Below are 23438 nucleotides of genomic sequence, written 5' to 3'. Positions count from 1 at the left end.
CCAATCCTCAGTGAACGTGAAGCTGAGCCGGAGTCTAGAACGCCCTGTCTAGGGGACGCAAGTACCAAGCGCGAGAGCTCCACGAGCATCCGAGAACATCAAAGCTGGTGCCATCTCGGGCGGCACCAGCCTGGTCGTCGGGCACCGCTATGGCCCGCCGGGTCGCTTGCGCTAACGATCGTTTCTGAACCTGCCCCCTGTCCCAATGTCGGGACGATGGTGTAGTGTCCCAAGCATGGGACAGCAAGACGGCGGATACCTCGATTGGCTCAGATGGCATGACTCGCTCACCACTGAGGAGCGGATCGCCCGCGGGCCTTTTCAGTCCGCGTTCGCAGTAGGCCGTGGCGAGCACGGTAAAGGCGCAATCGACCGCGCGCGCCGGCAGGCGTCCATCGCATCCCACGTGCTCGACCAGGTGGAGGAGCAAGCGGTGTTCGCCCTCCTCGTCGACGGCCACAGCGTCCGCGACGTCGCCGCGAGCACCGGGCTCAGCAAGAGCGAGGTGGGACGCATCGCCAAGCGTTTTGAACGGGACGGTGACACCTTGGTGTCGCACGCGACGTTAGCGCCCCTGGGAGCCGCAGACGATGTGCGCGACGGCATCCGCGCCGCGTGGGGTCACCGCTGATGCGGGGGTACACAGCGGTCCCGGACCCGTGGCCCATGCCCACCCTGCCGCAGTGGGCGGCCAACATCGTGGACAACGCCGTGCTGTTCATCGTCGGCGTGGTGATCGTCGCCGGCATCGGTGTCGTTGTGTGGATGGTCCTGAGCGATCGCGCTGAGCGTCGGCGCCCAGATGGAGGGCTGCATGCGTTTCGACCGTTCCACGCTGGGCGACGAGCTGCCCGGCAGGGTGCACCGGTGGTCGCTCCGGCAGAGCTGAGCGACCAGGACGCACCCGCCTGGGTGGCCGGCTACCATGTCGGCCGCATGGAACCGGTCGCGTCCCGGAAGTAGGCCGCCCGGTAATGCGGGAGGGCTCGTCAGCTCTGGGTATGAGAGTGTCGATGGCATGAGCGATGAACCAGAAGCGAACCCTCACCTTCGGGATGCGTTGCTGATCGCCAGGCAGCAGTGGCAGCTCAACGAGATACGCGAGCTGGTGCGCGCCTTCGCGCGAAATGGGACGTCGACGGCTCCGCCGGAGGCGTACGCCTATCTCGAACTCATGGTGGATGCGATCGTGGACGATCCGGAACAGGTAATGGCGCTCAACGCGGACGTGAGTCGGCTACTCAACGACGGGGGTACGACCTTCGATCCAGACGGTCGCCAGGCCGGCTGAGCTTCACGGCCTCGGCGTCCCGCTGCGTGGGTCGAGGCCAGCCTTCCATCGCTCGCGCTGTTCCTCCGGGGTCACGATCTGCCCGTGCGGGTCGGTGATGGGGACGAGGAACTTCGGCGTGCCTAGCTCGCCTTCGGCGGCGGCCTGTGCCTCAGCGAGGCTTTCGTAGTAGCCCAATGGCCACCGGTCAGCACGTTTCAGGACCCAATGGTCGACGCGGTACATCATCAGCGTTTCGCGGGTGATCTTGTTCACGGCCGGCCCGTGGTGGATTAAGAAGCGCGGTTGGATCGCGTCGTCGAGCACCAGCCAGTCGCTCTCCCCCACCCGAATCGTTCGCACGAATCCATTCGAACATACTTTCGAATCTCTGGTCTAATGGGGGCATGAGCACGAACCGCCGATATCCCGAAATGGGGATCGGCCGCGGCGTGGAGGAGATTCTGATCCGAGCCCAGCCGGTGAGTCTGACCGATGCGGAGCTCGACGTCGAGCACCACCCGATTCACCGGCCGGCGGAGCCGCGGCCGGTGCGGGCGTGGGTGCGTTTCCCGGAGACGGTGATCCGCCCAGAGTGCGAGGCGATCGCCTGGACGGATCGCGCCGTTCAGGTCCGTTGGACGTCGGTCAACGGCATCGTGCGTACGGCATGGGTGTGGCGGGGCGCGATCGAGGATGGTTGGGACCGGCCGCCGATTCCCCCGCGGCGATAGGAGTCCCTTGTCAGGCTCGGTCGCCAGCCGACCGCTCCGTAGCCTGTTGTTCCAGCCGCTCCCGGGCTTCGGTGATCAGCCGGCCGAGCGCGAACAGGGAGGGGATGGCCTCCGGGTTGCCAAGGCCGGAGTCGTCGACGAGCGTGACTTCGAGAGGGTTCTCATCCTCTGAACGGTTGTTGACCGCGGCGCGGATCGTGATGGCATCGATGTCGGCGTGGAGGACGTCTTCACCAGAAATTCCTCCTGTCATGACCACTGTGCCGTCGCCGCGCCGTTCGAACGTGCCCGCGGAAGTCGCGGTGGGAGGCATGTACCAGAGCAGATCGGCCGCGAATCCGGAGTCCGCCGGCAAGCCCATCTTGGCCAGGAAGAGCCGGGTGTACGTCGGGGCGAGCTTGCTCGTCTCCTGCGCCAACCATTCGGAGCGGAGTTCTTCTTGCTCGGCCGCTTCCTGTGCGCGCTTGGCCTCAATCTCGGCCAGCTCAGAGCGGTACTTGGAAAGGGCGGCCTCTGCCAGTCGGGAGTTCGTCATGCGGTGCCGCCGTTCGTCCGTGCGCGACCGGTGTACGTGAGGCCGGCACGGCGCAGGGCGTCGGCCGGCGTGCCGTCGCTGTAGTCGGGGGCCTCCCCCGTCATCGGCAGCGGCGCATTCGCGCGGGCGTACTCGTGCACCTGGTCGCTGAGTGCGTCCCAGGTTGGGATCTCACCCACCGGAGTGGTGACCAGCTCGACGCCGCACGTGATCCCTTGTTCGGTGAGGTATTGGCGGGCTGCCGTGAGGTACGCCTCGGCGTACGCGGCCAGGTCGCGCGCGAACAGCGCTTCGACGTCCTCGACGAGCTGCTGCGCGGCCGCGGCCCGCTCCTCGGTCATCCCCTCGGTGAACGTGGCTTCTGCGGCCGCGTCGCGTTCGTCGTCGTACAGGTCGCCCAGACCGAAGTCGTAGAACACATCCTCCGCGTCGAACGGCAGCCGCACCGGCTCGGTGCGGTAGCGCAGCAGCTCGGCGTCGTCGTCGCCGGCGGTGCTGTGGACGATCTGGCGCACGTAGTCGGCTTCCCATGATCCGGGCCGGCCGGCCAACAGCTCCTCAACGCCGCCCAGGTTGGCGGCAACGGCCGTGAGGACGTAGGTGGCGATTTCTCCGAAATCGACGGGCTCGACGGTGGCCTGCTCGGTGCCGGCGCCGCGCACGCGCGTCTGACGCGCCGCCGCGGTGAGTGCGGCGATCGCGTCGGCTACCGGGTTGGGCTCGGCAGGCTCGACCGCCTGCAGTGTGGTGGTCATCGTGTGGTCCTTCCGGATCGATACTCGAGGACGGTCTACAGGTTGGCCGCAGCGGCCCCCTGGGGCAGCTCACGGGCTCCCACGGGCGGGAACGGCTGCCCGTTGTTGTACTTGGCTTCCAGGCGCTCGACCTCGGCCATGACGGCCTTGTGGATGAACTGCGAGAGGTTGCGGCTGCCCTCAGTGGTCATCGTGTAGAGGATCGCGCCGCGCACGCGGTCGGTGTCGGCGGGGTCTTGGTAGAACGACACCTTCGCCCGTGACTTCGGCTCGCGTGGCGCGGGCTTCGTCGCGGCGCGCTCGGCAGCCTGGAGCTGGCGGGTCTGCTCTACCTGGTCGGCGTCCTCGTGCTGTTCTTGCGTCCACCGGGTGGCGTCGACGGCAGTCGGCGCGGCCGCGGGTGGCGGCGTGATGGGGCTCGATCCGGCGAGGCTGGATTTGCGTGGTGCTGGTCGGTTCATGATGCGGCTCCTTCGATCGCAGTCAGGTGGTCGGCGTAGATGGCTCCGAGTTCTGTCGCTTCGGAGCCGCCCCACTCGTCGAGGCCGCGTGCGGCCTCGGCCGCGTCGGAGATGACGACGCGCTTGGGGACGACGGGTGAGAGCATCCGCAGCCCTCGGGCCGTGATGGCTTGTCCCAGCTCGTCCAGCCATGTGCGGCCGCTGACGGTCTTTTCCTCGTGCTTGTTGACGATGACGCCCGCGACGCTCAGTCCGGGGTTGTAGTAGGCCCTGACGTTCTCGATCGTGTCGAGGAGCTGGCCGAGCCCGTTGGCGCTGAACAGCTTGGATTCGGTGACAACCACAACGGCATCGGCGGCCGTCAGGCCGTTGATGGTGAGCTGGTCGAGGCTGGGTGCGCAGTCGATCAGGATCAGGTCGTAGTCGTCGACGACGCTGGCCAGGGCCTCGCGCAGGCGGCCTTCTCGGCCGGCTCCGGCGATCACGAGTTCGTCGCGCACGTAGCCGAGCGTGACGCCACTGGTGGGCACGACGTCGAGGCCGGGCCAGACGCCGGGAACGATGACGTCGCGGATGGTCTCAGGTGCGCGCGAGCTGAGCGCGTCGGCAAGGCCGGCCTGGTCCTCCCCTACATCCTCGGCCGCGGCGATCGTCGTCAGGTTGCCTTGTGGGTCGTTGTCGACGGCGAGCACGCGCCGGCCTGCACGCACCGCGGCGCGCGCCAGGTGAAACGTGGTCGTGGACTTGCCGACGCCGCCCTTCTGGTTGCAGAGGGCGAAGATTCGAGCGGTCACGTTGGTTACCTCCAATGGGTCTAATAGTACTGTTACCGTCACGTCATGCTGCTGCGTTGTGTGCGCGTGGCGTGACAGGGCCGGGGAGCTGTCGGGCAGCTCCCCGGCCCTGCTTCGACTCAGAACGGGGTGTCGTCGTTGGTGTCGGCGGCGGCCGTCGCGCGCTGGACGGTGACGCTCTGTCCGCGCAGGCTCACACCGATTTCGTCGGCGCGGACCTCGTGCTGAAGCCGGGTTCCCTGCTCGCCCTTGTACTCGGTGATGCGGTAGCCGCCGGAGAAGGTAACGCGGATGTTTCCGCCTGCCTCGGCCGCGTCCACGAGGTTCTGCGCCTGGTTGCCGCTCACGGCGACGTCGTAGGCCGTGGCCGGACCGTCGCTGTAGGAGCCATCCGACTGACGGATGCGGTCGCTGACGATGACGCGGGCGTAGGTGTACGGGCCGTGCTCCCCCTCCCGGAGCGTGGGCGTCTCGGCCAGGTTTCCAGTGCGAGTGATGTAGCTCATTTCGATTCCTCCCAGAATGATGGTGCCTCTAACAGTACTGTTGGGGTTTATAGAGTTGCAATGACCTAGTAGCGCTCGACCTCCATCTCTCGGCCGTCCATCTGGGGCGGGTACAGCACCCACTCGATGCCGCTGACCGGGTTGGGGTTCTCGACGCGGACGCCGCGCACGGGCGAGCCGAACTCGATCGGCCCCAGCTCGTCGGTGACGCGCAGCGGCGTGCGGTAGATGCGGCCGCCGTGGCTGAGGATGCGGTCCCCGATCCGCAGGTCTGCGAGTCGAGTGACGATGATCTTGGACATGGCTTCTCCTATGGAGTGATCTAACGGTAATAGTACTGTTAGGGTCGTTGGGGCTGTTTTATGTTCCTGCTGGTTCGTGCCGGTGGATGTCGACTGGGCTACTTATGGCCCTTCGTTCACCTCTAATAGTACTATTACCGGCGTTGGGGGTCAAGTCACTGGCAGCTGTCACATTGCAGGGCTTCCATCGGGTCGATGGGCACCACGTACTCGGCCGCAGGGGAGCGGTAGTGGGCATCGCCTTCGTCGTCGCCCGCGGCGTGCGCCTCGATCCACATGTCCGCGCTGGCTGGCTCCCCGATCGCTCGAAGCATCCCCGCCAGGGCCTCGACCTCGCCGCAGCTCAGGGTCGGCCCCAGGTCGCCTGCCATGTCTCCGGCGGAGAACACCGCCGCGAATCGAGTGACGTCGCTGGTGTTGGTAATGAGTGTGCTCATCGCTTCTCTCCCTCTCCCTCTCCCTCATGTTGTTTTGCCGGGAAGGCACGTAGTGCCGTTCAGGGAGAGCGGTTGGAGTGCAACCCGCAGGGCGGCGGGGGAGAGAATTTCCGCGCGAAATAAGGGAGCTTGCGACCGCGTGCGGAAAATCTCGGCGGAGCTGGCTCCCGCAGGGAGCTTGCGCGGAGGCCGCCGACCGTAGAATGCCGCAGGCTTCCCGGCAAAAGACAGGGGCCGAAGGCCGTACAGTCGGCCGGCTCCGTCCGGCCGTCCGTTGTCGGCGCCGGCTCCGTCCGGCGCCGACCGCTCTGGACGGTGTTCAGTCGAAGCCGGGGCCGAAATTGTCGGTCCAGCATTGCGGATGAATGCCGGTTCGGATCAGCTCGCGTTCCGCGGCCGGCCTCGCGGGGGCGGCGTCCTGAATCAGCGCGCCCGCGCGCAGCGCGGCGGCTTCCGCGGCCGTGAGCTCGACGACGCTCGACCGGTGACAAAACATGCATGCGGGTGTGGTGTGCGTCTCGGTGGTCATGAGTCCTCCAATAGTGGTGTTGGGGTTAGTCGGCGGCGAGGTCGTAGCCGCCGAGCGGAGAGCGGCCGGGGACGTGGCGGCGTCCGTGCTCGCCGCGCTCGGTGAGGATCGGGACGCCGGGCCGCTGCCAGGCGGCCGGATAGGTGGCGGTGACCCATGCGGCGACGGCCGCGATCCGCTGCTTGTTCTCGAACCGGGCGAGCTTGCGGGGGAGGATCGGCAGCTCGCGCCATCCGGGGAGGGCGTGGTCGTGCCACGCCTCGACGGCGGCGCTCTCGTTGTCGGTGATGACGTGCCAGGCGCAGCGCGGGCAGTTGGCCTGATACCGGCCGCCGCCGGGCAGCGGGGCGGCGCTGTGGTCGTGGTCAACCTCACGGCACCAGGCGTCCGCGGTGAACATGTGCAGCTCGTGACCCTCGGTGACGGTCGGGCCGTCCAAGTAGTAGGCGCGGTGCCACATGTGGCTGCGGGGGATGCAGCCGAAGTGCCCGTGCTCGGCGCAATAGCGCTCGAACGCGGCGACCAGGGCGGCGGGTTCGTAGTAGTCCGCCGTGTAGCTGAGGGGCGCGCCATCCCAGGGGGTGGCGGCGACCGCCTCGCGCTCGAATTCGGCCAGGTCGAACAGGGTGGGCTCACCGGTCATTGCAGTTACCTCCAACAGTACTATTAGGGTCAGGCGGTGGCGAGCTCGGCCGCGGGCTCGGTGAGCGCGTCCGCGAGGGTGTGCGCGGCGCGCAGGACGTTGGCCGCGGTGGCCTTGATGGTGTCGGAGTCGCAGTTGCTCCACCCGGCGACGTAGCCGACGCTGTAGGCGCTGGTGTCCAGTCCGAGAATGCCGGCGACGACGTAGGCGACGCTCTCGGCTTCGGTTTCCTTCACGCCGCGGTGCTCGATGTACTCGGCCTGATCCTCCTCAGCGTGCAGGATCGCGTGCGCGGCCTCGTGCAGGGCCGTCTTGGCTGCCTGGGCGGGAAACAGGTTCGCGTCGATGACGATGCGTCGGGCCTCGGGGTCGGTGTAGCCGTTGGCAGCTCCCGCGATGGGCTCGCACTCGACGGTCCAGCCGGTGCCGGTGAGGTAGTCGGCGGTGGCCTCGAAGATGCCGCGGGCGTCGTCTCCGGTGAGCGGTCGCGCGATGTCGGCCGGGTCGCCGGCTTCCTCGTCGATGAGGTCGGTCTGTCCCATGTCGAACACGGAGACGGGGAAGAACCGCACGCGGCGCTGTTCTTCTTCCTCGCCGGTTCGTTCGTTCTCGACCGTCTCGCGAATCTCGCGGCCGCCAAAGATGCGGATACCGCGCTCGCCCTTGCGCACTTGGCGGTTGAGCTTCTGCCAGGTCCTGTATCCGGCGACGTGGGTCGCCTCGGGCCGCTGGGCGAAGATCAGCAGCAGGTTTCCCAGGCTGTAGCGGTGGAACGACTGGGCGAAGTTCAGGAAGGCCGCCCATGCCTCGGATTCGCGCAGCGCCTCGACCTGTGTCGCGATCGTCGCTTGCAGCTCCTCGGCCTCGGCACGACGCTCCTCGGCGCTCTTGGTGCTGGTGATCTTGCGGGCCATCTCGCTACCTCCGGTGACGGTATTAGTACTATTAGGGCCACTCAGACCCCCTCCACGTTTTCTTGCCGTGAAGGCACGAAGTGCCATTCAGGGCAGAGGAGGGAGTGCAACCCGCAGGGCGGTGGGGGAGAGAGTTTTCGGCCGATGTGAGGAGCGCAGCGACGCGGCCGAAAAGTCTCGGAGGAGCCGGCGGCGCAGCCGCTTGCGCGGACGACGAGGCCCGTAGAATGCCGCAGGCTTCACGGCGAGAAAACGAGCGCCGCAGGCGCGAGAAGCAGCCGGCCGCGTGCGGCCGTCGTTCACGGCCCGCAGGGTCGCGGGGAGTGCGAGGGCGCCGGCCCTCGTGTCGGCCGGCGGCCGACTCGCTCAGGCGATCCGCTCGTCTCCCAGCATCGTGTCGACAGGATCGGGCGCGATCGCTCGGCGGCCTTTGCTCGCCGTCGATGCCGTAGCCGCGCCGCTCAGCAGTGCACGTGCCATCCGGAAGTCGGCTCGACCGTTAGCGTCCCGCGGGTGTGCGCCATAGGCGTTTGTTCCCAAGTCGGGGAGGAGTGCGAGCTGGCCGGGTCCGGGTCGGCGGCTCGGGTGGGTGCGGCGTGGGGCGCGCATCCACGTCTCCTCGGCCTGCCACCACGCCCACAGCTCGCGCTCGACCGTGTAGCGGGCTGCGCGCGCCTGCAGTCGGCCGTCGACGTCGAGCTGCACGGCGGCGGCTCGACGGTAATCCACCGATCGCCGTCGCCATCCGTGGCGGGTGAGGACGAGGACGCCGGCACGGGTGAGCCGATCGAGGGCCGGCCGCACCTGGTTGACGGTGCATCCTGCGGAACGAGCGAGCGCGTCGACGGGTTGAGGATCCGTTGTGGTGCGGGCGTACATGTTCCCCGCGTGGAAGCCGAGCCCCGGTCCCAGCGTGAAGAGGTCGTGGGCAGCGTCCCGGGTTCTCTGGGTCAGGGTAGCCAGGAGGGTGGATCGTTCTGCGGACCCTGCCCCTGCGGGGCGCGGGTCCGCTTGTGACCGACTTGTAGATGCAGAGCTGGGGATAACCGATTGAGGGTCGATGGTCCAGTGCGCACCATGTGGACCATCGGCAGCGCGGGTCTGGGCGACCCACCCGTCCGCGGCGAGCCGTAGGAGCGCCGTCCTGGCCGTCTCCCGGCCGATCCCGGCAAACAGGGCGAGGCGGCGGGTATCGGCCTCTAGAGAGGCGCTGAGGGCTTTCAGGGCGAGCATGCACAGGACGTCGAGCACGCGGCGGTCGGCTGGGCCTCCTCGGTGGGCCCAGCGGCCGGCAGATGCGTCCGCTCGCGCCTGGACGTGGCGGACGTGGGCGGCGATCGCGTCGGCGCGGGCGTCGAAGGTGGGGTCGTCTCCGACCTGCCGGTCTGTGGTGGCCACGAACCGTACGGCCTTGTCCCATTGCCGGCGGAGGACGTGTGCGGCTCCGCCGCGGCCGCGAGGGCGGCGCTGTAGGCGATCGCGGTAGGACCGGACGTGCTCTAGGCCCGGTGCGTCGTCGACGAGCGCAGCGACGTCGGCGTGACGCCATCTGGCGGCCGCGGCGCCGACGAGGATGCGCCAGAGTACTGCGGAGGCGTCGCCAGAGGCAGCGTCCTCGCGCAGTGCGGCGGCGCTGCGTGCGGTGAGCTCGCGGCGCGGGCCGGGGAGGTACAGGCGGCCGTGCTCGTCGACGGGGATCGGGCGCTTGGGGTCGATACGCCCTGCGGGCTCAGCGCCGTTACTGAGCTTGGCCAGGGCCTCGACCAGGCCACGCACCTGCGCGGCCGTGGTCGTGGGGGTGGTGAGCATCCCGAGGTCGCCGCGCAGCACCGTCGAGCGGCCGCCGTGGCGGTGCGGGGCACCTGGCGGGCGCAGGCAACCGGTCTGCGGGTTCGTCAGGGGAACGATGTCGAGTGTTGGGCACACGTTGCGCAGGAAGTGCGCGAGGGTGGCGATCGTGCCTGCGTCGACGCTCTCGGAGAGAGCGGCCCAGACGTGGCGGCCGTGTGAGGGGCCGGACTCGCAGACTACGTGCTGAATGCCGGCGTCCGTGAGGAGGCCGGCGATCACGTCAGCGTCACGAGCTGCCGCGGCCGCGGCACCGGGCGTCTTGGCGTCGAGGTCGAAGCCAAGGAAGCGGAAGCGTCCGCTGGCGTCGGCCAGGTACATCGCCCACGGGCGCGTGGGCTCCTTGCCGTCGACGCGGCGGTGCGAGGGGTAGCGGTTCTGAACGTCGCCGTAGGCGTCGACGACAGCGACGCGCACGCTCGGCCGAGGGCTGATGGCCGCGGTGAGTATCCACGACGCGCCAGGAGCGCCGGAATATGCATAATCCGTCGCGAGGGTTATGATGGCACCGTCTTTCACGTAGTGGTTGACACAAACAGGCCCCGGTCGCCAAACCGGTTCCTCACATCGCTTGATCTGTTTCCGTCGCCAAACAGTCCAGATCAGGCACTTAGCTTCGGCCCCCGTCTCGCAAGAGGCGGGGGCTTGCTCGTTAAGCCGCTGTGATGGGCAGCTCCTCGTATTCGTGACGTGGGGGGAGCGCGGGCGCGTATTCGGGCATGCCGACTTCGCGCGCGAGCAAGGACGCGATGTAATCGTTGACGCTCATTCCTCGGGCCTCCGCTTCTTCGCGGACGGCCTCTCCGAGAGGGTTAGCTACACGCGAGATGAGGGCCTGACGGTCGCCTTTGCTGTGGCGGCCGCCACGGTATCGCTGCGCTGTCATGTTCGTGAGCCTAGGGGCGTTAAGAAACTGATTCTGGTAGGCCACGCGGGCGTGTTGCATCACTTCGCCTCCGATGGCGTGACCTCGATCGTGCATACGACGTCGCCCATGCGCAGGCTGGTGCCGGGTTCGATCGTGTAGGGCACGCCTGGCTCGAACCGGCGGGGTGGGTCGGTCTGCGTCTCGATGCCGTTGCCGCTGTGGTAGTCGGTGACGACGATGCGGCCCTCGTCGTCGACGTCGATGAGGGCGTGGGTGCGTGAGAGCATCCGCTCGGGGCTCTCGACGGCGATCGGCTTGCGATCGCCTACGGCGATGGGATGGCGGCCGAGCACGACGCTCTCGCTGGTGTCGACCGACTCCTGGGTGGTGAAGCGCAGGCGCAGGCGCGGCCGCGTGTTGGCCGGGGGAGTGGGCTTGGCCATGACCGTGTGGTCCAGCTCCTCGACGGGGACCACCACGGCGCGCACGAAGGGCAGCTCCTCGACGGTGGTCGCGGCGTCGGGGACGACGGCCTTGACGTCGATGGGGTCGGCTTCCACGCGGTGAGGCTCGGGCGTCTTGCACTGGACGCACACGGCCTCGGTGACGGGTTGGAGTCGCCGGCAGATGCGGCAGCGTCCCTCGTGGACGGTGAGCCCGTCTGCCGGCGGGATCGTGCCGGCGGCATCGAGGAGCTGCACGATGCCCTCGGGCCGAACCCCGAGCGTCCATGTCTGGCTGCTGTCCTTGACGGTGAGGCGCACCGGCCGGTGCAAGCGGATGGCGATCGCTACGCATCGGGCGATCATGCCGGTTCGCAGCTCCTCGACGCTGGTGGCTTCGCAGGGCCGCTCAGTGCCGTTGATCGTGATGCTGCCGATGTACGTCGGTGGAGCATCTGTGAGCTGGTCGCTGGGGCCGTGGATGCTGGCGACGACTTTGGGCCAGTCCGCGACGGCTTCTGATGCGCGGAGGGCCTGTGTGGCGCTCATAGCCCGCGGGCGACGGCGGCCGCGGCGGCCAGCCACGCCCGTTGCGTCGAGGGTCGCAGAGCGCCGTAGTGCAGCACGCCGTCGACCATTGCCTGGTCGAAGGGGATCGTGACGGCTTCGCGAGTGATGTCGCGGTAGCCGGCGGCGACGCGCTGCATGTCGGCCGGGGTGGCCTTGGGGTCGGCCTGCGTGACGATCACCACGGCGTTGTCGGCCAGCCGAGCGGATCGCTCGTCGCGGTCGGCCAGCGCTTCCAGGAGAAGCGCGCCGGCCTCGGCGTGGTCGTCGCGGGTGGTGGTGGCCACCACGAGCTGGTCGGCGTGATCGATCATCCGCCGCCACATCGGATCGGACTCGTCGTTGCCGGAGTCGATGAAGATCAGCCGGTAGTACTTGCTGGCGACGGCGTGGATGGCGTCGACGTCCTCGGGCTCGATGCGCTGCTCTTGGGCGAGCGCCATCGGCTTGGACCGGAGAACGTCGAAACGGTCGCGGGTCTGGTGGTGCACGTAGTGGGCGAGGTCGGCGGACTGGGCGCTGGTGCTCAGGAGCCGATCGACCTGGGGCAACAACTCGAGCAACGTCGACTCGTGCGGCCCCTGCTCGGTCCGCCAGCCGAGCGTGCCGCGGGTCTGGTTGTTGTCCCAGGCGAGCACGCCTGCGCCGCCGTAGCGGGCGAACACGCCTGAGAGGAGGACCGTGCTGGGGGTCTTGCCAGCGCCGCCCTTGCCGTTGACGATCGCGATCGTGCGCGGGCCGGGCCAGTGCTGGGAGACGGCGAGCACGTCGGCGCGCTCTGCGCGCTCCTCCTCGCTGGGGCTCATGCGGATGCCGGCGCGCGTTGCCAGGCCGCGCCACCCGGTGGTGGCCGGCTCCTCGATCTGTTCCCGCACCAGGAACGACTGGCGCATGGCTCGACGTGTCGGAAGGTCTGCCCTCGGCGCCGCGGCGGCCGTGGCGGTGACCCATGAGCCGGGGCCGGCCGACGCCGCGCCGGTCTCGTCGGCCTCCGCCTGCTGGGGGGCAGGTTCCGCAGCGGGCTCAGGGGCCTGCGGTCGTGCTTCGCGGCTGTCGTCCTCGGTCACGGTCTGGTCCGGGTGGATGATCAGCGGCCATTCCCCGGCGGGGTCACGGGTGAGGACGTGCAGCGGCCGGCCTAGCTGTTCGGCGCGGGCCGCGACGATCGCGACGACCTGAGCGCGCGCCTCGTCGACGTCGCCTGCGGCAACCTCCGTGACGGTGCCACCGATGGATACCTGGGCGGTGCCGTCCTCGTTGAGGGTCGCGGTGGCGCGGGGCCAGGCGGCTGCTTCCGTTGTCGTGCTCATGTGGGTGTTTCTCCTTCCGCTCATCCGCCGATGGTGATTCCCACGGTCTTCATGAAGGCCACGGGATCGGTGGGGGAGCCGTTGATCATCACTTGAAAGTGGAGGTGACAGCCGGTGGAGTCACCAGAGGAGCCGATACGGGCGATCTGCTGCCCTGCGGTGACCTTCTGGCCGTCCTGGACGAGGATGCCGGAGGCGTACATGTGCAGGTAGACCGTCTGCACGCCGCCGCCGTGGTCGATCACGATCGTGCCGTTGGAGCCGTAGCCGACGCCGAAGCCGGTGGCGATGACGGTGCCGGTCTGGGCGGCGTAGATGGGGGAGTCACAGCCACCGGCGATATCGACGCCGGCGTGGAGCTTGTACACGCCGCTGATCGGGTTCACGCGCATCCCGAAGGGATCGCTGATGGGGCCGGCGGCCGGAAGCGCCCAGCCCTGAGCGCTGACGGTACCGGTGCCGGTGCCGACCCCGGAGCAGACCTGGTTGCCGGTGCCGGTGCTCAGGCCGAGCTTGGCTCCGGTGAGCCCTTCGACGACGGCCACGGCGGCGTCCCAGTACTTGGCGTAGTAGTACGGGTCCGCGTTGACCTGGACCTTGTGCGCGGCGATCGTGGGCGCGAGGGAGTCGCGGTCGGTGATCGTGGCCAGCTTCTTGAAGAAGTTCGTTGCGCTGATGTAGGGGTCCATGCGGTCGCTGAGCGACCCCCATGCCCCGTTCGCGCGCTGCTGGAACAGGCCGCGGCTGTCCGGCCCTACAGCGTCGCCGTAGTTGAGCACACGCAGACCGGATTCGCCCATCGCCGTCATGACGCCGATGGTCTGGTCGCGGGAGCTGAGGTTGAGATCCTTGCCGGCCTGGATCACGTACGCGGCGTTCACGAGCTGGTCGTGCCCGTAGCCGCTGATCGTGGTGGCGGGCACCGTCTTGGGGTCGATGGTGACCGCGGCAGCACTGTTCCCGGTGGGGTTGCAGCTCGCGGACGCCGACGACGTGAGTAGCAGCATCCCGAACACCGTGGCGAGGATCAGCACGGGCACGGTGATGATCGCTACGAGCCCCCCAGACTTGCGATCCATCGTCAGTGTGTCCCTGCCGGAGGGGTGAATCGGCTGGCGAGCCAGGGCGACGCGCCGTCGCGTCGCGTGAGGATGATCGTGTAGGTGCCGGCGTCGGTGGGAACGTCCACCGAGACGGCGTAGGTGCTGCTGTCGTCGACGATGGTCCCGTTGCCGGTGAGCTTGTGCGCCGGGATGTTGGCGGGGTCGACGGACTGGTAGTCCTGCTGCGCCTGCGGCGTCAGGAGCGGCGACAGGGCCGCCCACCACTCAGTGGAACTGAGGTCCGGGCGCGCGAACGCCGTGAGCGCCTTCTCGGCCGCGGCAACGGCGCTACTGCGCTGCGTGGCGTCCCAGGCGGGTGCCGGGTTCGGGTTGACGGTTCCGCCGCCGGACTCGTCGTCGAGCTGGGTGCCGGGGGGAGCCGGTGTGAACGTGTTCAGGTCCGGGATGGAGACACCGGAGGGTGTGGGGGAAGGGCTCTCGGTCGGTCGCTGTTCGCTGTTACCGGCGCATCCGGCCAGCGCAACCGTGACCAAGACGACGCCGGCTAGACCGAGCGTGCGCTTTCCCCCCATTACCCCTCCTCGTGCTCCTCACCCCGCGCTGGCGGCTGTGTCCGCCGTGAGTTCGCCCCCTGCTCTAGAGCTTCCTTTAGTTCATCCCGCAGGATGAACCATGTAGCTCCGAGCTTGTAGCCGGGGATCACTCCGTCTTTGAGCCACTTGTAGACGCCGGGCTTCGTGAGGCCCAGCATCTCTGCAACCTCTGGGACGGTCAGTGTCTCCTTGCGCCCCTTGAACAGCGCATCAAGCCCTGACGTCACGGGGAACACCGGAAGCCGCAAGCGCATGCAGACAGTGTAAACGAAAAGTGGCTCTGTTGCACGCTGTTTATGCGTGTGTATCCCTGTAGCATGCTGTTGCTCCCAGTAGAACGATCGAGTATTCTTGTCGCGTTAGCGACGTCGAACACAATTATCGAGGGGGGAACGGTGAGCGACGGCATTAATCCATGGATATCCCGACCCACTGACCCTGAGCCGGCATCTCCAACGACCAGCGCACCGTCTGTTGCGCCGCCCACAGGCCCGGTCGGGCCTCAGCGTGGGGTTCCGGCCCCGGATCGCGTCGACCAGCTGCCGACGTACGATCGCCCGCAGACAGCGCCCCTGTGGTGGCTCGGAGCGCACGGTGGTTCTGGTGAGTCGAGCTTGGCCGCGCTCGTGCCTGACTGGCTTGCTGCCGATCACGGTTGGCCGCGTCCCCCAGCGGGGATGCCGGCGCGTGTCGTTCTCGTCGCCCGCTCCCACGCTTATGGGCTGCGTGCCGCCCAGGCGGCCGCAACGCAATGGGCGGCCGGCCTCGTTCCGCACGTGGAACTGCTCGGCCTCGTTCTCGTCGCTGATGCCCCCGGCCGGCTGCCGCGCCCGCTGCGCGACCTGGCCCAGGTGGTCGGCGGCGGTGTCCCGCGCACGTGGAACGTGCCGTGGGTCGAATCGTGGCGTCTGGGGGAGCCGCCGGCTCTTGCGGATGCTCCGCGGGAGGTTCATCGACTCGTCGATGAGCTGAGCGCGCTGGTCACACCCGGTGCAACGGGCACCACCTACCGAAAGGAACAGCGATGAGCACGCTGCACACCATCCTGACCGCGGCGAACGACTTCCTGGCGCATGTCCCGGCGGTCGACATTCCGAACCCGAACCCGCAGCAGCCGCCCGGCACGGGCGGCATCACCACGATCATGGCGTGGTTGAAGTGGATCGGGTACGCGGTGGTCGGCGGCTCGATCATCGTTGGCGGCATCCTGATCGCGGTCAGCTTCCGCCGCGGCGAGGGCCACGACGCCCTCCCGAAGATTCTCTGGCCGATGGCCGGCGCGATCGTGATCGGTGCGGGTGCCGCGTGGATCGGCACCATCGCAGGAGGGTGAGGTAGTCGTGAGCGACGAGAACCAGAACGAGAGCCAGAGCCCGTTCACACGTCCGGGCTTCATCGCCGCCGCAATCGTCGTCGCGCTGATCGTCGTGTGCGGGATCATCCTCGTGGCCGTCAACGTGGGCAAGGGGAGCCCTAACGCGGCTCCCACGTCCAGTACGAGCACGTCTCCCAGCGTCATCTCGTCGCCCGGCCCCGTGTCGGGCGACTCGAGCGTTTGCGGCCTCCGTGGGGTCCAGCTTTCCGGTACCGTCAGCGCGGCTCCCGAGACGTCATGGAAGTACCAAGATGTGCTCGCCTACCCGACGTCGCAGACCGCCGGCCCCGGTGCCACGGCCGCGTCCGGATACCGATACTGCTTCCAGCACACCCCCGAAGGAGCGTTGTTTGCCTCAGCAAACTTCGCGATTATGTCGTTCGATCAGTCGCTCCGAAGCACGTGGCTCCCGTACGTACTGGCCCCCGGCCAGAACAGGGACAGCCTGCTCAGCTCCGGGCTCAATGCAGCGAACCCATCCGGCATTCGAGCGTCGATCGCGGGATTCCGCGTGCTGTCGTACGACGGCGAGCACGCGCAGGTCGACGTCGCCTTCCAGGCCACGACTTCCGGCCAGATCGTCACTGGGTCGTTCGTCGCGAAGCTCATTTGGTCTGGCGGCGACTGGAAGCTCGACTCGTCCGCGCAGAACCCGGCGCAGGTTGATCAGCTTCCGAATCTTGCCGGGTACACGGCCTGGGCGGTGGGATGACCAATGGCTGGACAAGACTGCGGATTCCTCGGCACCGGCTGCGTCGTGCAGGACTGGGTGAACAGCGCGGTCGGTAATGCGATCGACAACATGGCGAAGGCGGTCCAGGAGGCTTTCGGTAAGGCGGTGGCCTCGCTGGGAACGGTGTGGGTGAACATCGGCACTCCGAACCTGACGGGATCGGGTGGCAGCTCGTCGATCGCCGCGGGGTCGTCGGCTCCGAATTCGGAGGGCATCACGACGGTGCTCAGCTATGTGACGTGGGTGTCCTTGGCCATCTGCGGTATCGCCATGATCATCCTCGGGATGATCGTGGCTTCTCGCTTGCGATCGGGGCAGGGGATTGCGGCGGTCGGCCGCGCCGGCATCATCTTGGGCGCGGTGGTCCTGATCAGCGGGGCGAGTTCGCTCGTCTCGACGATCATCGCCTCGGGGCCAAGCGGCGCCGGAGGCGCGGTCGCGTTTCTGCAGGCGGGGCTCTGGTGGTACATGGGCGCGCTGGCCGTGCTGTCGGTGATCATCGGCGGTGCCCGGATGGCGTGGGAACAGCGCGCCGAACCGGGACGGGAGACGCTGAAAAGCCTCGTGACGCTGATCATCGTCGCGGGTGCCGGCGTGACCGTCGTCGGCCTCCTCGTCGCGGCGTCCGACTCGTTCTCGGTGTGGATCATCAACAAGTCGCTGGACTGCGATGTGGCCGCGACCGGGTCCACGTGCTTCGGCACGAACGTGCTGAACCTGCTGGCGCTGACGACGAACCCGGCCGCGGGCGGCCTGGGCTCGCTGCTGATCATCATCTTGGGGCTGATCGCGATCCTCGCGACGGCGTTTCAGATCGTGCTCATGGTCGCCCGCGGGGGCATGCTCGTTATCCTGACGGGCATCCTGCCGCTGTCGGCGTCGTTCACGAATCTCGAAACCGGCAAGGCGTGGTTCCGCAAGAACGTCGGCTGGCTGCTGGCGTTCATCCTCTACAAGCCGGCGGCGGCATTGGTGTACGCGGCCGCGTTCCAGCTCGTCGGCACGAACGTGTTCAAGGACGACGGGACGGGCCTGCTGGCCGTGCTCACGGGCCTCATGCTGATGGTGATCGCGCTGTTCGCGATGCCGGCACTGATGAGGTTCGTCACTCCGCTGGTCGGCTCGATGGCTGGTGGCGCGGGTGGCGCGATGGGCGTGGCCGCTATGGCCGCGCTTCCGACCGGAGCTGCGGCGCTGGGACGTCTCGGGACGGGTAGCGGTAGCAGCGGCTCCGATGGGGGCACTGGGAGCACGAGTTCGACCGGCTCGACCGGATCGCCCTCGGGCAGCCGCGGCGGCGGCGGTGCGCCTACGTCTCAGCCCGGCGGCGGCGGTGGTGCGTCCACGGGTGCAGCGAAGTCGACTGGTGCGGCCACGGGCTCCGGTGGTGGAGCTGCGGCCGGTGGCGGAGCTGCGGCCGGTGGCGCGGCCGCTGGAGGCGGTGCTGCTGCGGGTGGCGCGGCGGGTGGTGCGGCCGCGGGTGCGGCTGCCGGGCCGATCGGAATGGGCGTGGGGGCAGCGGCCGGCGTGGTCGCTGACGGCGCGAAGAAGGCCGCACAGGCCGTTCAGAGCGTTGGCGAACAATCTACGGAGGGAGGCCCCAGTGGTGGCCGTTGATTCAACTCAGGAAGGCCCTCGGACCTACGGCAACTGGCGGCGTCCGACGTCGCCGGGCCTGCTGGGTCTGGGCACGGTGGGTACGGGCCTGCTGTTCGTGGCCCTGTTCGCGATCCTGATCGCGCTCATGTCTGCCGGCATCCTGGCAGCGCTGATCACCGCGGCGATCGCGGGCGGTCTGCTGCTCCTCCTGGTGCTCAAGAACGCCGATGGGCGCAGCGTCCTCTCCCGCGCCTCCAACCGGATCGGATGGGCCTCCGCCCGTTCGCGCGGGACGCACCTCTACCGGTCCGGCCCTCTGGGCCGCACCGAGTGGGGCACCTACCAGCTTCCCGGCGTTGCGGCAGCGACGCGGCTCAGCGAGCACACGGACTCCTACGGGCGTCCGTTCGCGCTCGTCTACACGCCCGTCAGCAAGACCTACGCCGTGGTGATCGGGACCGAGCCTGACGGCGCGTCGCTGGTCGATCCGTTGCAGGTCGACACCTGGGTTGCCGACTGGGGTCACTGGCTGTCCCACCTGGCCGACGAGCCGGGTATCGAGGGCGCTTCGGTCGTAATCGAGACGGCCCCGGAGTCCGGCACCCGCCTGCGCCGCGAGGTCGAGCTGAATCTCGACCCGGACGCTCCCGAGTTCGCCCAGGCGATGCTGCGGGAAGTCATCGACACCTACCCCGCCGGCTCGTCGACGGTGAAGGCGTTCGTGACCCTGACCTTCAACGCGATCCCGCGGAAGGGTGCACAGCCTCGCAAGCCGGACGAGATGGCGCGCGAGCTCGCGGCACGCCTGCCTGGCCTGACCGGCAACTTGCAGGCCACCGGGGCGGGTGCCGCTCGCCCCCTCGCGGCGCAGGAGTTGTGCGAGACGATCCGGATCGCCTACGACCCGGCGGCCGCACAGCTCATCGACGAAGCGCACGCCCAAGGTGAGACGCCCGAGCTGTCGTGGCCGGACGTCGGGCCGACCGCGCATCAGGCGTCGTGGTCGGACTACCGCCACGATTCTGCGACGTCGGTCACCTGGGCGATGACTCAGGCTCCGCGGGGAACGGTGCAGTCGGGTGTTCTCGCCCGGCTGCTGGCCCCGCATCGGGATATCGCTCGCAAGCGGGTGACGATCCTCTACAAGCCGATCGATCCGGCCCGTGCGGCCGGACTCGTGGAGTCCGACCTGACGGCCGCGCAGTTCCGTGCCAGCGCGACGCGAAAGCCGCAGGCGCGTGACACCCTCGCGGTGCGCGCCGCGGCCGCGACCGCGCAGGAGGAGGCATCCGGCGCCGGACTGGTGAACTTCGCCATCTTGGTCACCGCGACGGTGCTCGACCCGGCCAGGGAGCCGGAGGCGGCCGCCGCGATCGACAACCTGTCGGCCGGCGCGCGCCTGCGCGTGCGCCGTGTGTACGGGTCGCAGGACTCGGCTTTCGCGATGGCGCTGCCGTTGGGGCTGATCCCGACCAAGCACGTTCAGGTTCCCTCCACGCTCCGGGAGCGGGTGTGATGACGATGGCGACGAACAAGAAGCGCAAGAGCACCAAGAGCCCCGCTCAGAAGGCGCAGACGACGACCGAGCCGCGCCCGCTGCGCCCCAGTGGGCGCGGCTGGATCGGTCGCGGCCGCGGTACTGCCGGATACGTGCAGGCACCCGTCGAGTACCGCGGCACCACCGTTCAGGTGTGCGGGCTGTGGCCGTTCTCGGTGGGTACGGGCGCACCGCTCGTGGGCGTGCCGCTGGGGCGGCACCTCTACACGGGTGCGACGGTCTGCGCGGACCCGATTTCGTGGTTCCAGCGCGCGAAGCTGATCAGCAACCCGAGCGTGTTCGTGCTCGGCTTGCCGGGCCTGGGGAAGTCGACGACGGTTCGACGGATGGCCGCCGGCTTGGCCGGCTTCGGCTCCATCCCGTTCATCCTCGGAGACTTGAAGCCGGACTATGTTGACCTGATCGAGGCCCTCGGCGGACAGGTGATCCGCCTGGGCCGCGGCCGCGGGCACCTGAACGTTCTAGACCCTGGCGAGTCGACAGAAGCCGCGCTGCGGCTGCGTGAGGCCGGGTATGAGAAGGAGGCGGAGGAGGTTGAGGCGGATGCCCACGGCCGACGCCTCACGATCGTCTCTGCCCTGCTGACGATCCTGCGCAAGCAGCCGCCGTCCGACGTCGAGGAGTCGATCGTCGACCAGGCGCTCCGCATCCTGGATCGTCGCTTCGTCGACCAGGTGCCGGTGCTCGCCGACCTGCTAGCGATTGTCCAGGAAGGCCCGGCCGAGCTGCGCGAGGTCGCCGTCGACCGTGGCGACTTTGCCGAGTACCAGCGCACGACCCGCGGGCTGGAAGCATCGCTGATCAGCCTCGCCCGCGGCGGCCGCCTCGGGGAGACGTTCTCTCGGCCGACCACGAATCCGATGCGCCGTGACCGTCCGGTGGTCTACGACATTTCCGGGCTAAAAGAGACCGACGTCGACCTGCGCGCCGCGACCCTGCTTGCCTGCTGGTCGAACGGGTTCGCCACGGTGAACGTGGCGAACGCTCTAGCTGAGGCCGGCCTAGAGCCGCAGCGCCACTACTTCGTGATCATGGACGAGCTGTGGCAGGCGCTCCGCTCCGGTAGCGGCATGGTGGATCGGGTCGACTCGCTCACCCGTCTGAACCGCCAGTTCGGTGTCGGGCAGGCGATGATCACCCACACGATGCGCGACCTCGACGCTCTCCCCACGGAGGAGGACCGGATGAAGGCGCGCGGGTTCGTCGAGCGTGCCGGCATGGTCGTGGTCGGCGGCCTTCCGCACTCGGAGATGCCGCTGCTGACCACCGCCGTGCCGTTCTCGCTGGCGGAGCAGAGTCTCCTCACCGGCTGGTCTGCGCCGCCGTCGTGGGACGCCACGACCGGCAAGGAAACGGAGCCTCCCGGCCGCGGCAAGTTCTTGATCAAGGTGGGTGGCCGCCCCGGCATCCCGATCACGGTCAAGCTGACCGAGACGGAGCGCTCGACCAACGACACGAACAAGCGGTGGCACGCGCAATCCCGTGTCGGCCGGCGCCTGCACGCCGTCGAGCCGGAGGAGGCGGTGTCGTGAGCACGCCGAACAACCGCCGCCGCGACCCGGGCGGCCTGTCGGCGGAGTCGATTCTGCTCGCCGCCGGCATCGTGATCGTCATGGTCGGTGTGGTCGGGGTGAACCTCGCGGTTCGGCTCGGCCACCAGCTCGACCACACGGGGATCACTCTCAGTAGTGACCCCTTCACGCTGACGTTCGAGGTCCTCATGGGCAAGGTGCCGTGGCCGGCGTCGGGCACGTGGATCATCGCCGTGGTCGCGGCGATCGTGCTCGTCCTCGCCGTGCTGATCATTGTGGCGATCGCCCGCTACCGGAAGGGGCGGACCCGCGTCGACCGATCGGCCGCGTACCTGGGCCGCGGCCGCGACGTCGCGGACCTCAGCCGCAAGAGCGCTCTGGAGAAGGCTCAGCGCCTCGGCGTGCCCGACGCGCCCGGTGTTCCCATCGGGCGCACTGTCGCGTCAGGGCAGCCGCTCTACGGCTCCTGGGAGGACATGCACATTGACATCTGGGGGCCGCGCACCGGTAAGACGACCAGCCGCGCCGTGCCGGCGATCCTGGCCGCTCCCGGCGGGGTGCTCGTCACCTCGAACAAGCGCGACGTCGTAGACGCCACCCGCGACGTGCGGGAGAAGGCCGGGCAGGTGTGGGTGTTCGACCCGCAGGGCATCGCTTTGGAGGAGCCCACCTGGTGGTGGAACCCGCTGAGCTACGTCACCGACGAGGTACGCGCCGCCAAGATGGCCCAGCACTTCGCCTCCGGCTCCCGCGACGCGGACGCCAAGACAGATTCCTACTTCGATCCGGCCGGCAAAGACCTCCTGGCCGGCCTTCTCCTCGCCGCAGCGCTGGACGGCCGCCCGATCACGGACGTGTACACGTGGTTGACCCGGCCCGCCGATGACACGGCGGTGGAGATCCTTCGACAGCACGGCTTCCCGCTGACCGCCGACCAGGTGGCCGGCGTCATCGACGCGCCGGAGAAGCAGCGCGGCGGCGTCTACGGCACCGCCCAGCAGATGGCATCGTGCCTGACGAACCGTCAGGTCGCCCGCTGGGTGACCCCGTTGGGCGGGAACGCAAGCGATCGGCGGCCGCAGTTCAGCCCGGAGGCGTTCGTGCGCGAGGGCGGCACGCTCTACAGCCTCTCCAAGGAGGGCCAGGGCACCGCCGGCCCGCTGGTGACCGCGCTCACGGTCGCCGTGGTGGAAGCGGCGGAGGAGCTGGCCGCTCGGTCGGCTGGCGGGCGCCTCAGCACGCCGCTTCTGGGCGTCCTGGACGAGGCGGCGAACGTCTGCCGCTGGCGCGACCTGCCGAACCTCTATTCGCACTACGGTTCGCGCGGCATCGTCCTGATGACGATCTTGCAGAGCTGGTCGCAGGGTGTGGAAGTGTGGGGCGAGTCCGGGATGCGCAAGCTGTGGTCGGCCTCCAACGTGAAGGTATACGGCGGTGGCGTCTCGGAGGCCGGCTTCCTCGAAGACCTCTCGCGGGTGATCGGTGACTACGACCGGCTCTCCTCGTCGACGTCGAGCGGGCGCGGGCAGCGCACGGTGTCGCAGCAGCTCCACCGTGAGCGCATCCTGGACGTCGCGGACCTGGCCGCGTTGCCCAAGGGGCGCGCCGTGGTGCTTTCCTCGGGTTCTCGGCCGACGCTGATCCGCACTCAGCCGTGGATGACCGGCCCGCACGCGGCCGATGTGCGGGCGTCGATCGCCGCGCACGACCCGCAGGCGCAGCACACGATCAGCGAGGCGCAGCACGAGGTCGCCGCCGTTGAGGCGACCATCGGGAGTGAGGCGCGATCGTGAGCGACTGGGGCGAGGACGACTACGAGCCGCAGGACGCCGGCAGTTCGTCGACGACTGCGGCAGCTCCGGCCGGTGGCCGGGCGTTCGGGATCGACGTGGGCGGCCTGGCCGACGAGCTGGTTGATGCCGCGGTCAAGTCGTTGGTGCGCAAGGAAGTGTCGGCCGTCGCCGCCGATGCCGTCAAGGACGCCCTGACCGACGATGTGCTGGACGCGCTTCGTGCTCGGGCTGAGACGGCGGCCGCCGCGGCGATCGCCGCACAGCTCGAAAATTCC

The 23438-nt window shown here is 68.7% G+C and carries 29 protein-coding genes and 1 pseudogene; 12 read left to right on the top strand and 18 right to left on the bottom strand.

Features of this window, described 5'->3' with window-relative positions:
• The first annotated feature begins 235 nt into the window (after nt 1-235).
• Genes KNO15_RS22565 through KNO15_RS22555 form a run of 3 tightly spaced genes read left to right on the top strand, consistent with a single transcriptional unit; the run spans nt 236 to nt 1291 of the window.
• On the top strand, nt 236-631 hold the full coding sequence (locus tag KNO15_RS22565) for a hypothetical protein (protein ID WP_021756244.1): 396 nt from the start codon (nt 236-238) through the stop codon (nt 629-631).
• 35 nt (nt 632-666) lie between these two features.
• A complete protein-coding gene (locus KNO15_RS22560) occupies nt 667-963 on the top strand; it encodes a hypothetical protein (protein ID WP_039920821.1) in 297 nt (98 codons plus the stop codon).
• A gap of 55 nt (nt 964-1018) precedes the next feature.
• Nucleotides 1019-1291, top strand: a complete 273-nt coding sequence (locus tag KNO15_RS22555; protein ID WP_039920823.1) for a hypothetical protein — start codon at nt 1019-1021, stop codon at nt 1289-1291.
• Nucleotides 1292-1294: 3 nt separating this feature from the next.
• On the opposite strand, the gene KNO15_RS22550 is transcribed toward KNO15_RS22555, so the two are convergent.
• Complete coding sequence (locus KNO15_RS22550; RefSeq protein ID WP_208042382.1) at nt 1295-1633, bottom strand: hypothetical protein; 339 nt, start codon at nt 1631-1633, stop codon at nt 1295-1297.
• Between the two features lie 44 nt (nt 1634-1677).
• On the opposite strand from KNO15_RS22550, the gene KNO15_RS22545 reads away from it, so the two are divergent.
• Nucleotides 1678-2004 (top strand): hypothetical protein, encoded by a 327-nt coding sequence (locus KNO15_RS22545; protein ID WP_147295977.1) that lies wholly within the window; start codon nt 1678-1680, stop codon nt 2002-2004.
• A gap of 10 nt (nt 2005-2014) precedes the next feature.
• On the opposite strand, the gene KNO15_RS22540 is transcribed toward KNO15_RS22545, so the two are convergent.
• The 17 genes from KNO15_RS22540 to KNO15_RS22460 form a co-directional block, all read right to left on the bottom strand.
• Nucleotides 2015-2539, bottom strand: a complete 525-nt coding sequence (locus KNO15_RS22540) for a hypothetical protein (RefSeq protein WP_021756249.1) — start codon at nt 2537-2539, stop codon at nt 2015-2017.
• Entirely contained in the window at nt 2536-3294 is a 759-nt protein-coding gene (locus KNO15_RS22535) for a hypothetical protein (RefSeq protein ID WP_021756250.1), read from the bottom strand. The genes KNO15_RS22540 and KNO15_RS22535 overlap by 4 nt, the downstream gene beginning before the upstream one ends.
• A 35-nt stretch (nt 3295-3329) precedes the next feature.
• Nucleotides 3330-3755, bottom strand: coding sequence for a ParB family protein (locus KNO15_RS22530; RefSeq protein WP_021756251.1), 426 nt, complete (start codon nt 3753-3755; stop codon nt 3330-3332).
• Nucleotides 3752-4549 (bottom strand): ParA family protein, encoded by a 798-nt coding sequence (locus KNO15_RS22525; RefSeq protein WP_039920825.1) that lies wholly within the window; start codon nt 4547-4549, stop codon nt 3752-3754. The genes KNO15_RS22530 and KNO15_RS22525 overlap by 4 nt, the downstream gene beginning before the upstream one ends.
• Before the next feature lie 119 nt (nt 4550-4668).
• Nucleotides 4669-5055: a single-stranded DNA-binding protein gene (locus KNO15_RS22520; protein WP_021756253.1), complete on the bottom strand. Its 387-nt coding sequence runs from the start codon at nt 5053-5055 to the stop codon at nt 4669-4671.
• Between the two features lie 65 nt (nt 5056-5120).
• Nucleotides 5121-5357 (bottom strand): hypothetical protein, encoded by a 237-nt coding sequence (locus KNO15_RS22515; RefSeq protein ID WP_021756254.1) that lies wholly within the window; start codon nt 5355-5357, stop codon nt 5121-5123.
• Between the two features lie 155 nt (nt 5358-5512).
• Nucleotides 5513-5794, bottom strand: a complete 282-nt coding sequence (locus KNO15_RS22510) for a hypothetical protein (protein ID WP_021756255.1) — start codon at nt 5792-5794, stop codon at nt 5513-5515.
• A 319-nt stretch (nt 5795-6113) separates the two neighbouring features.
• Nucleotides 6114-6323 carry a hypothetical protein gene (locus tag KNO15_RS22505; RefSeq protein WP_021756256.1) on the bottom strand — a complete coding sequence of 70 codons (210 nt, stop codon included), beginning with the start codon at nt 6321-6323 and terminating at the stop codon, nt 6114-6116.
• 25 nt (nt 6324-6348) lie between these two features.
• Complete coding sequence (locus KNO15_RS22500; protein WP_021756257.1) at nt 6349-6966, bottom strand: DUF6349 family protein; 618 nt, start codon at nt 6964-6966, stop codon at nt 6349-6351.
• A 29-nt stretch (nt 6967-6995) separates the two neighbouring features.
• The gene (locus KNO15_RS22495) at nt 6996-7880 is read right to left on the bottom strand and encodes an ArdC-like ssDNA-binding domain-containing protein (RefSeq protein ID WP_021756258.1); all 885 of its coding nucleotides are present in this window, start codon (nt 7878-7880) and stop codon (nt 6996-6998) included.
• A 366-nt stretch (nt 7881-8246) separates the two neighbouring features.
• On the bottom strand, nt 8247-10145 hold the full coding sequence (locus KNO15_RS22490; RefSeq protein ID WP_021756259.1) for a hypothetical protein: 1899 nt from the start codon (nt 10143-10145) through the stop codon (nt 8247-8249).
• A gap of 235 nt (nt 10146-10380) precedes the next feature.
• A complete protein-coding gene (locus KNO15_RS22485; protein WP_183428951.1) occupies nt 10381-10614 on the bottom strand; it encodes a hypothetical protein in 234 nt (77 codons plus the stop codon).
• Between the two features lie 59 nt (nt 10615-10673).
• A complete protein-coding gene (locus KNO15_RS22480; protein WP_021756260.1) occupies nt 10674-11588 on the bottom strand; it encodes an FHA domain-containing protein in 915 nt (304 codons plus the stop codon).
• A complete protein-coding gene (locus KNO15_RS22475; RefSeq protein ID WP_021756261.1) occupies nt 11585-12916 on the bottom strand; it encodes a MinD/ParA family ATP-binding protein in 1332 nt (443 codons plus the stop codon). Before KNO15_RS22475 ends, KNO15_RS22480 begins: the two co-directional genes overlap by 4 nt.
• A gap of 20 nt (nt 12917-12936) precedes the next feature.
• On the bottom strand, nt 12937-13995 hold the full coding sequence (locus KNO15_RS22470) for a M23 family metallopeptidase (protein WP_021756262.1): 1059 nt from the start codon (nt 13993-13995) through the stop codon (nt 12937-12939).
• Nucleotides 13996-13997: 2 nt separating this feature from the next.
• Entirely contained in the window at nt 13998-14552 is a 555-nt protein-coding gene (locus tag KNO15_RS22465; protein ID WP_021756263.1) for a hypothetical protein, read from the bottom strand.
• Nucleotides 14552-14827 (bottom strand): helix-turn-helix domain-containing protein, encoded by a 276-nt coding sequence (locus tag KNO15_RS22460; protein WP_021756264.1) that lies wholly within the window; start codon nt 14825-14827, stop codon nt 14552-14554. The genes KNO15_RS22465 and KNO15_RS22460 overlap by 1 nt, the downstream gene beginning before the upstream one ends.
• A gap of 42 nt (nt 14828-14869) precedes the next feature.
• On the opposite strand from KNO15_RS22460, the gene KNO15_RS23450 reads away from it, so the two are divergent.
• The 8 genes and pseudogenes from KNO15_RS23450 to KNO15_RS22420 form a co-directional block, all read left to right on the top strand.
• Nucleotides 14870-15601 (top strand): DUF6668 family protein, encoded by a 732-nt coding sequence (locus KNO15_RS23450; protein WP_307794843.1) that lies wholly within the window; start codon nt 14870-14872, stop codon nt 15599-15601.
• Nucleotides 15598-15906, top strand: coding sequence for a hypothetical protein (locus tag KNO15_RS22450; protein WP_021756266.1), 309 nt, complete (start codon nt 15598-15600; stop codon nt 15904-15906). Before KNO15_RS23450 ends, KNO15_RS22450 begins: the two co-directional genes overlap by 4 nt.
• A gap of 7 nt (nt 15907-15913) precedes the next feature.
• The gene (locus KNO15_RS22445; RefSeq protein WP_021756267.1) at nt 15914-16660 is read left to right on the top strand and encodes a hypothetical protein; all 747 of its coding nucleotides are present in this window, start codon (nt 15914-15916) and stop codon (nt 16658-16660) included.
• A gap of 3 nt (nt 16661-16663) precedes the next feature.
• Complete coding sequence (locus KNO15_RS22440; RefSeq protein ID WP_185279202.1) at nt 16664-18298, top strand: hypothetical protein; 1635 nt, start codon at nt 16664-16666, stop codon at nt 18296-18298.
• Nucleotides 18288-19796 carry an SCO6880 family protein gene (locus KNO15_RS22435; protein ID WP_374113197.1) on the top strand — a complete coding sequence of 503 codons (1509 nt, stop codon included), beginning with the start codon at nt 18288-18290 and terminating at the stop codon, nt 19794-19796. The genes KNO15_RS22440 and KNO15_RS22435 overlap by 11 nt, the downstream gene beginning before the upstream one ends.
• Nucleotides 19796-21370, top strand: coding sequence for an ATP/GTP-binding protein (locus KNO15_RS22430; RefSeq protein WP_021762744.1), 1575 nt, complete (start codon nt 19796-19798; stop codon nt 21368-21370). The genes KNO15_RS22435 and KNO15_RS22430 overlap by 1 nt, the downstream gene beginning before the upstream one ends.
• A complete protein-coding gene (locus tag KNO15_RS22425) occupies nt 21367-23163 on the top strand; it encodes a type IV secretory system conjugative DNA transfer family protein (protein ID WP_241706175.1) in 1797 nt (598 codons plus the stop codon). Before KNO15_RS22430 ends, KNO15_RS22425 begins: the two co-directional genes overlap by 4 nt.
• Nucleotides 23160-23438, top strand: a pseudogene (locus KNO15_RS22420) (DUF4913 domain-containing protein); the annotation flags it as partial. The gene KNO15_RS22425 and the pseudogene KNO15_RS22420, both read left to right, overlap by 4 nt.

It is taken from the genome of Leifsonia shinshuensis (assembly GCF_022606355.1).
Taxonomy (GTDB): Bacteria; Actinomycetota; Actinomycetes; order Actinomycetales; family Microbacteriaceae; genus Leifsonia; species Leifsonia shinshuensis_B.
Note: the sequence above shows the minus strand (reverse complement) of the source record. Positions and strands in the feature narration are given on the sequence as shown.

Bases quoted from the DNA above. Each gene is read 5' to 3' on its own strand.
- KNO15_RS22530 (WP_021756251.1), bottom strand. From the start codon at position 3,755: ATGAACCGACCAGCACCACGCAAATCCAGCCTCGCCGGATCGAGCCCC.
- KNO15_RS22510 (WP_021756255.1), bottom strand. From the start codon at position 5,794: ATGAGCACACTCATTACCAACACCAGCGACGTCACTCGATTCGCGGCG.
- KNO15_RS22555 (WP_039920823.1), top strand. From the start codon at position 1,019: ATGAGCGATGAACCAGAAGCGAACCCTCACCTTCGGGATGCGTTGCTG.
- KNO15_RS23450 (WP_307794843.1), top strand. From the start codon at position 14,870: ATGCGTGTGTATCCCTGTAGCATGCTGTTGCTCCCAGTAGAACGATCG.
- KNO15_RS22565 (WP_021756244.1), top strand. From the start codon at position 236: ATGGGACAGCAAGACGGCGGATACCTCGATTGGCTCAGATGGCATGAC.
- KNO15_RS22450 (WP_021756266.1), top strand. From the start codon at position 15,598: ATGAGCACGCTGCACACCATCCTGACCGCGGCGAACGACTTCCTGGCG.
- KNO15_RS22430 (WP_021762744.1), top strand. From the start codon at position 19,796: ATGACGATGGCGACGAACAAGAAGCGCAAGAGCACCAAGAGCCCCGCT.
- KNO15_RS22485 (WP_183428951.1), bottom strand. From the start codon at position 10,614: ATGACAGCGCAGCGATACCGTGGCGGCCGCCACAGCAAAGGCGACCGT.
- KNO15_RS22465 (WP_021756263.1), bottom strand. From the start codon at position 14,552: ATGGGGGGAAAGCGCACGCTCGGTCTAGCCGGCGTCGTCTTGGTCACG.
- KNO15_RS22495 (WP_021756258.1), bottom strand. From the start codon at position 7,880: ATGGCCCGCAAGATCACCAGCACCAAGAGCGCCGAGGAGCGTCGTGCC.
- KNO15_RS22475 (WP_021756261.1), bottom strand. From the start codon at position 12,916: ATGAGCACGACAACGGAAGCAGCCGCCTGGCCCCGCGCCACCGCGACC.
- KNO15_RS22480 (WP_021756260.1), bottom strand. From the start codon at position 11,588: ATGAGCGCCACACAGGCCCTCCGCGCATCAGAAGCCGTCGCGGACTGG.
- KNO15_RS22440 (WP_185279202.1), top strand. From the start codon at position 16,664: ATGGCTGGACAAGACTGCGGATTCCTCGGCACCGGCTGCGTCGTGCAG.
- KNO15_RS22545 (WP_147295977.1), top strand. From the start codon at position 1,678: ATGAGCACGAACCGCCGATATCCCGAAATGGGGATCGGCCGCGGCGTG.
- KNO15_RS22515 (WP_021756254.1), bottom strand. From the start codon at position 5,357: ATGTCCAAGATCATCGTCACTCGACTCGCAGACCTGCGGATCGGGGAC.
- KNO15_RS22460 (WP_021756264.1), bottom strand. From the start codon at position 14,827: ATGCGCTTGCGGCTTCCGGTGTTCCCCGTGACGTCAGGGCTTGATGCG.
- KNO15_RS22500 (WP_021756257.1), bottom strand. From the start codon at position 6,966: ATGACCGGTGAGCCCACCCTGTTCGACCTGGCCGAATTCGAGCGCGAG.
- KNO15_RS22505 (WP_021756256.1), bottom strand. From the start codon at position 6,323: ATGACCACCGAGACGCACACCACACCCGCATGCATGTTTTGTCACCGG.
- KNO15_RS22560 (WP_039920821.1), top strand. From the start codon at position 667: ATGCCCACCCTGCCGCAGTGGGCGGCCAACATCGTGGACAACGCCGTG.
- KNO15_RS22535 (WP_021756250.1), bottom strand. From the start codon at position 3,294: ATGACCACCACACTGCAGGCGGTCGAGCCTGCCGAGCCCAACCCGGTA.
- KNO15_RS22540 (WP_021756249.1), bottom strand. From the start codon at position 2,539: ATGACGAACTCCCGACTGGCAGAGGCCGCCCTTTCCAAGTACCGCTCT.
- KNO15_RS22470 (WP_021756262.1), bottom strand. From the start codon at position 13,995: ATGGATCGCAAGTCTGGGGGGCTCGTAGCGATCATCACCGTGCCCGTG.
- KNO15_RS22520 (WP_021756253.1), bottom strand. From the start codon at position 5,055: ATGAGCTACATCACTCGCACTGGAAACCTGGCCGAGACGCCCACGCTC.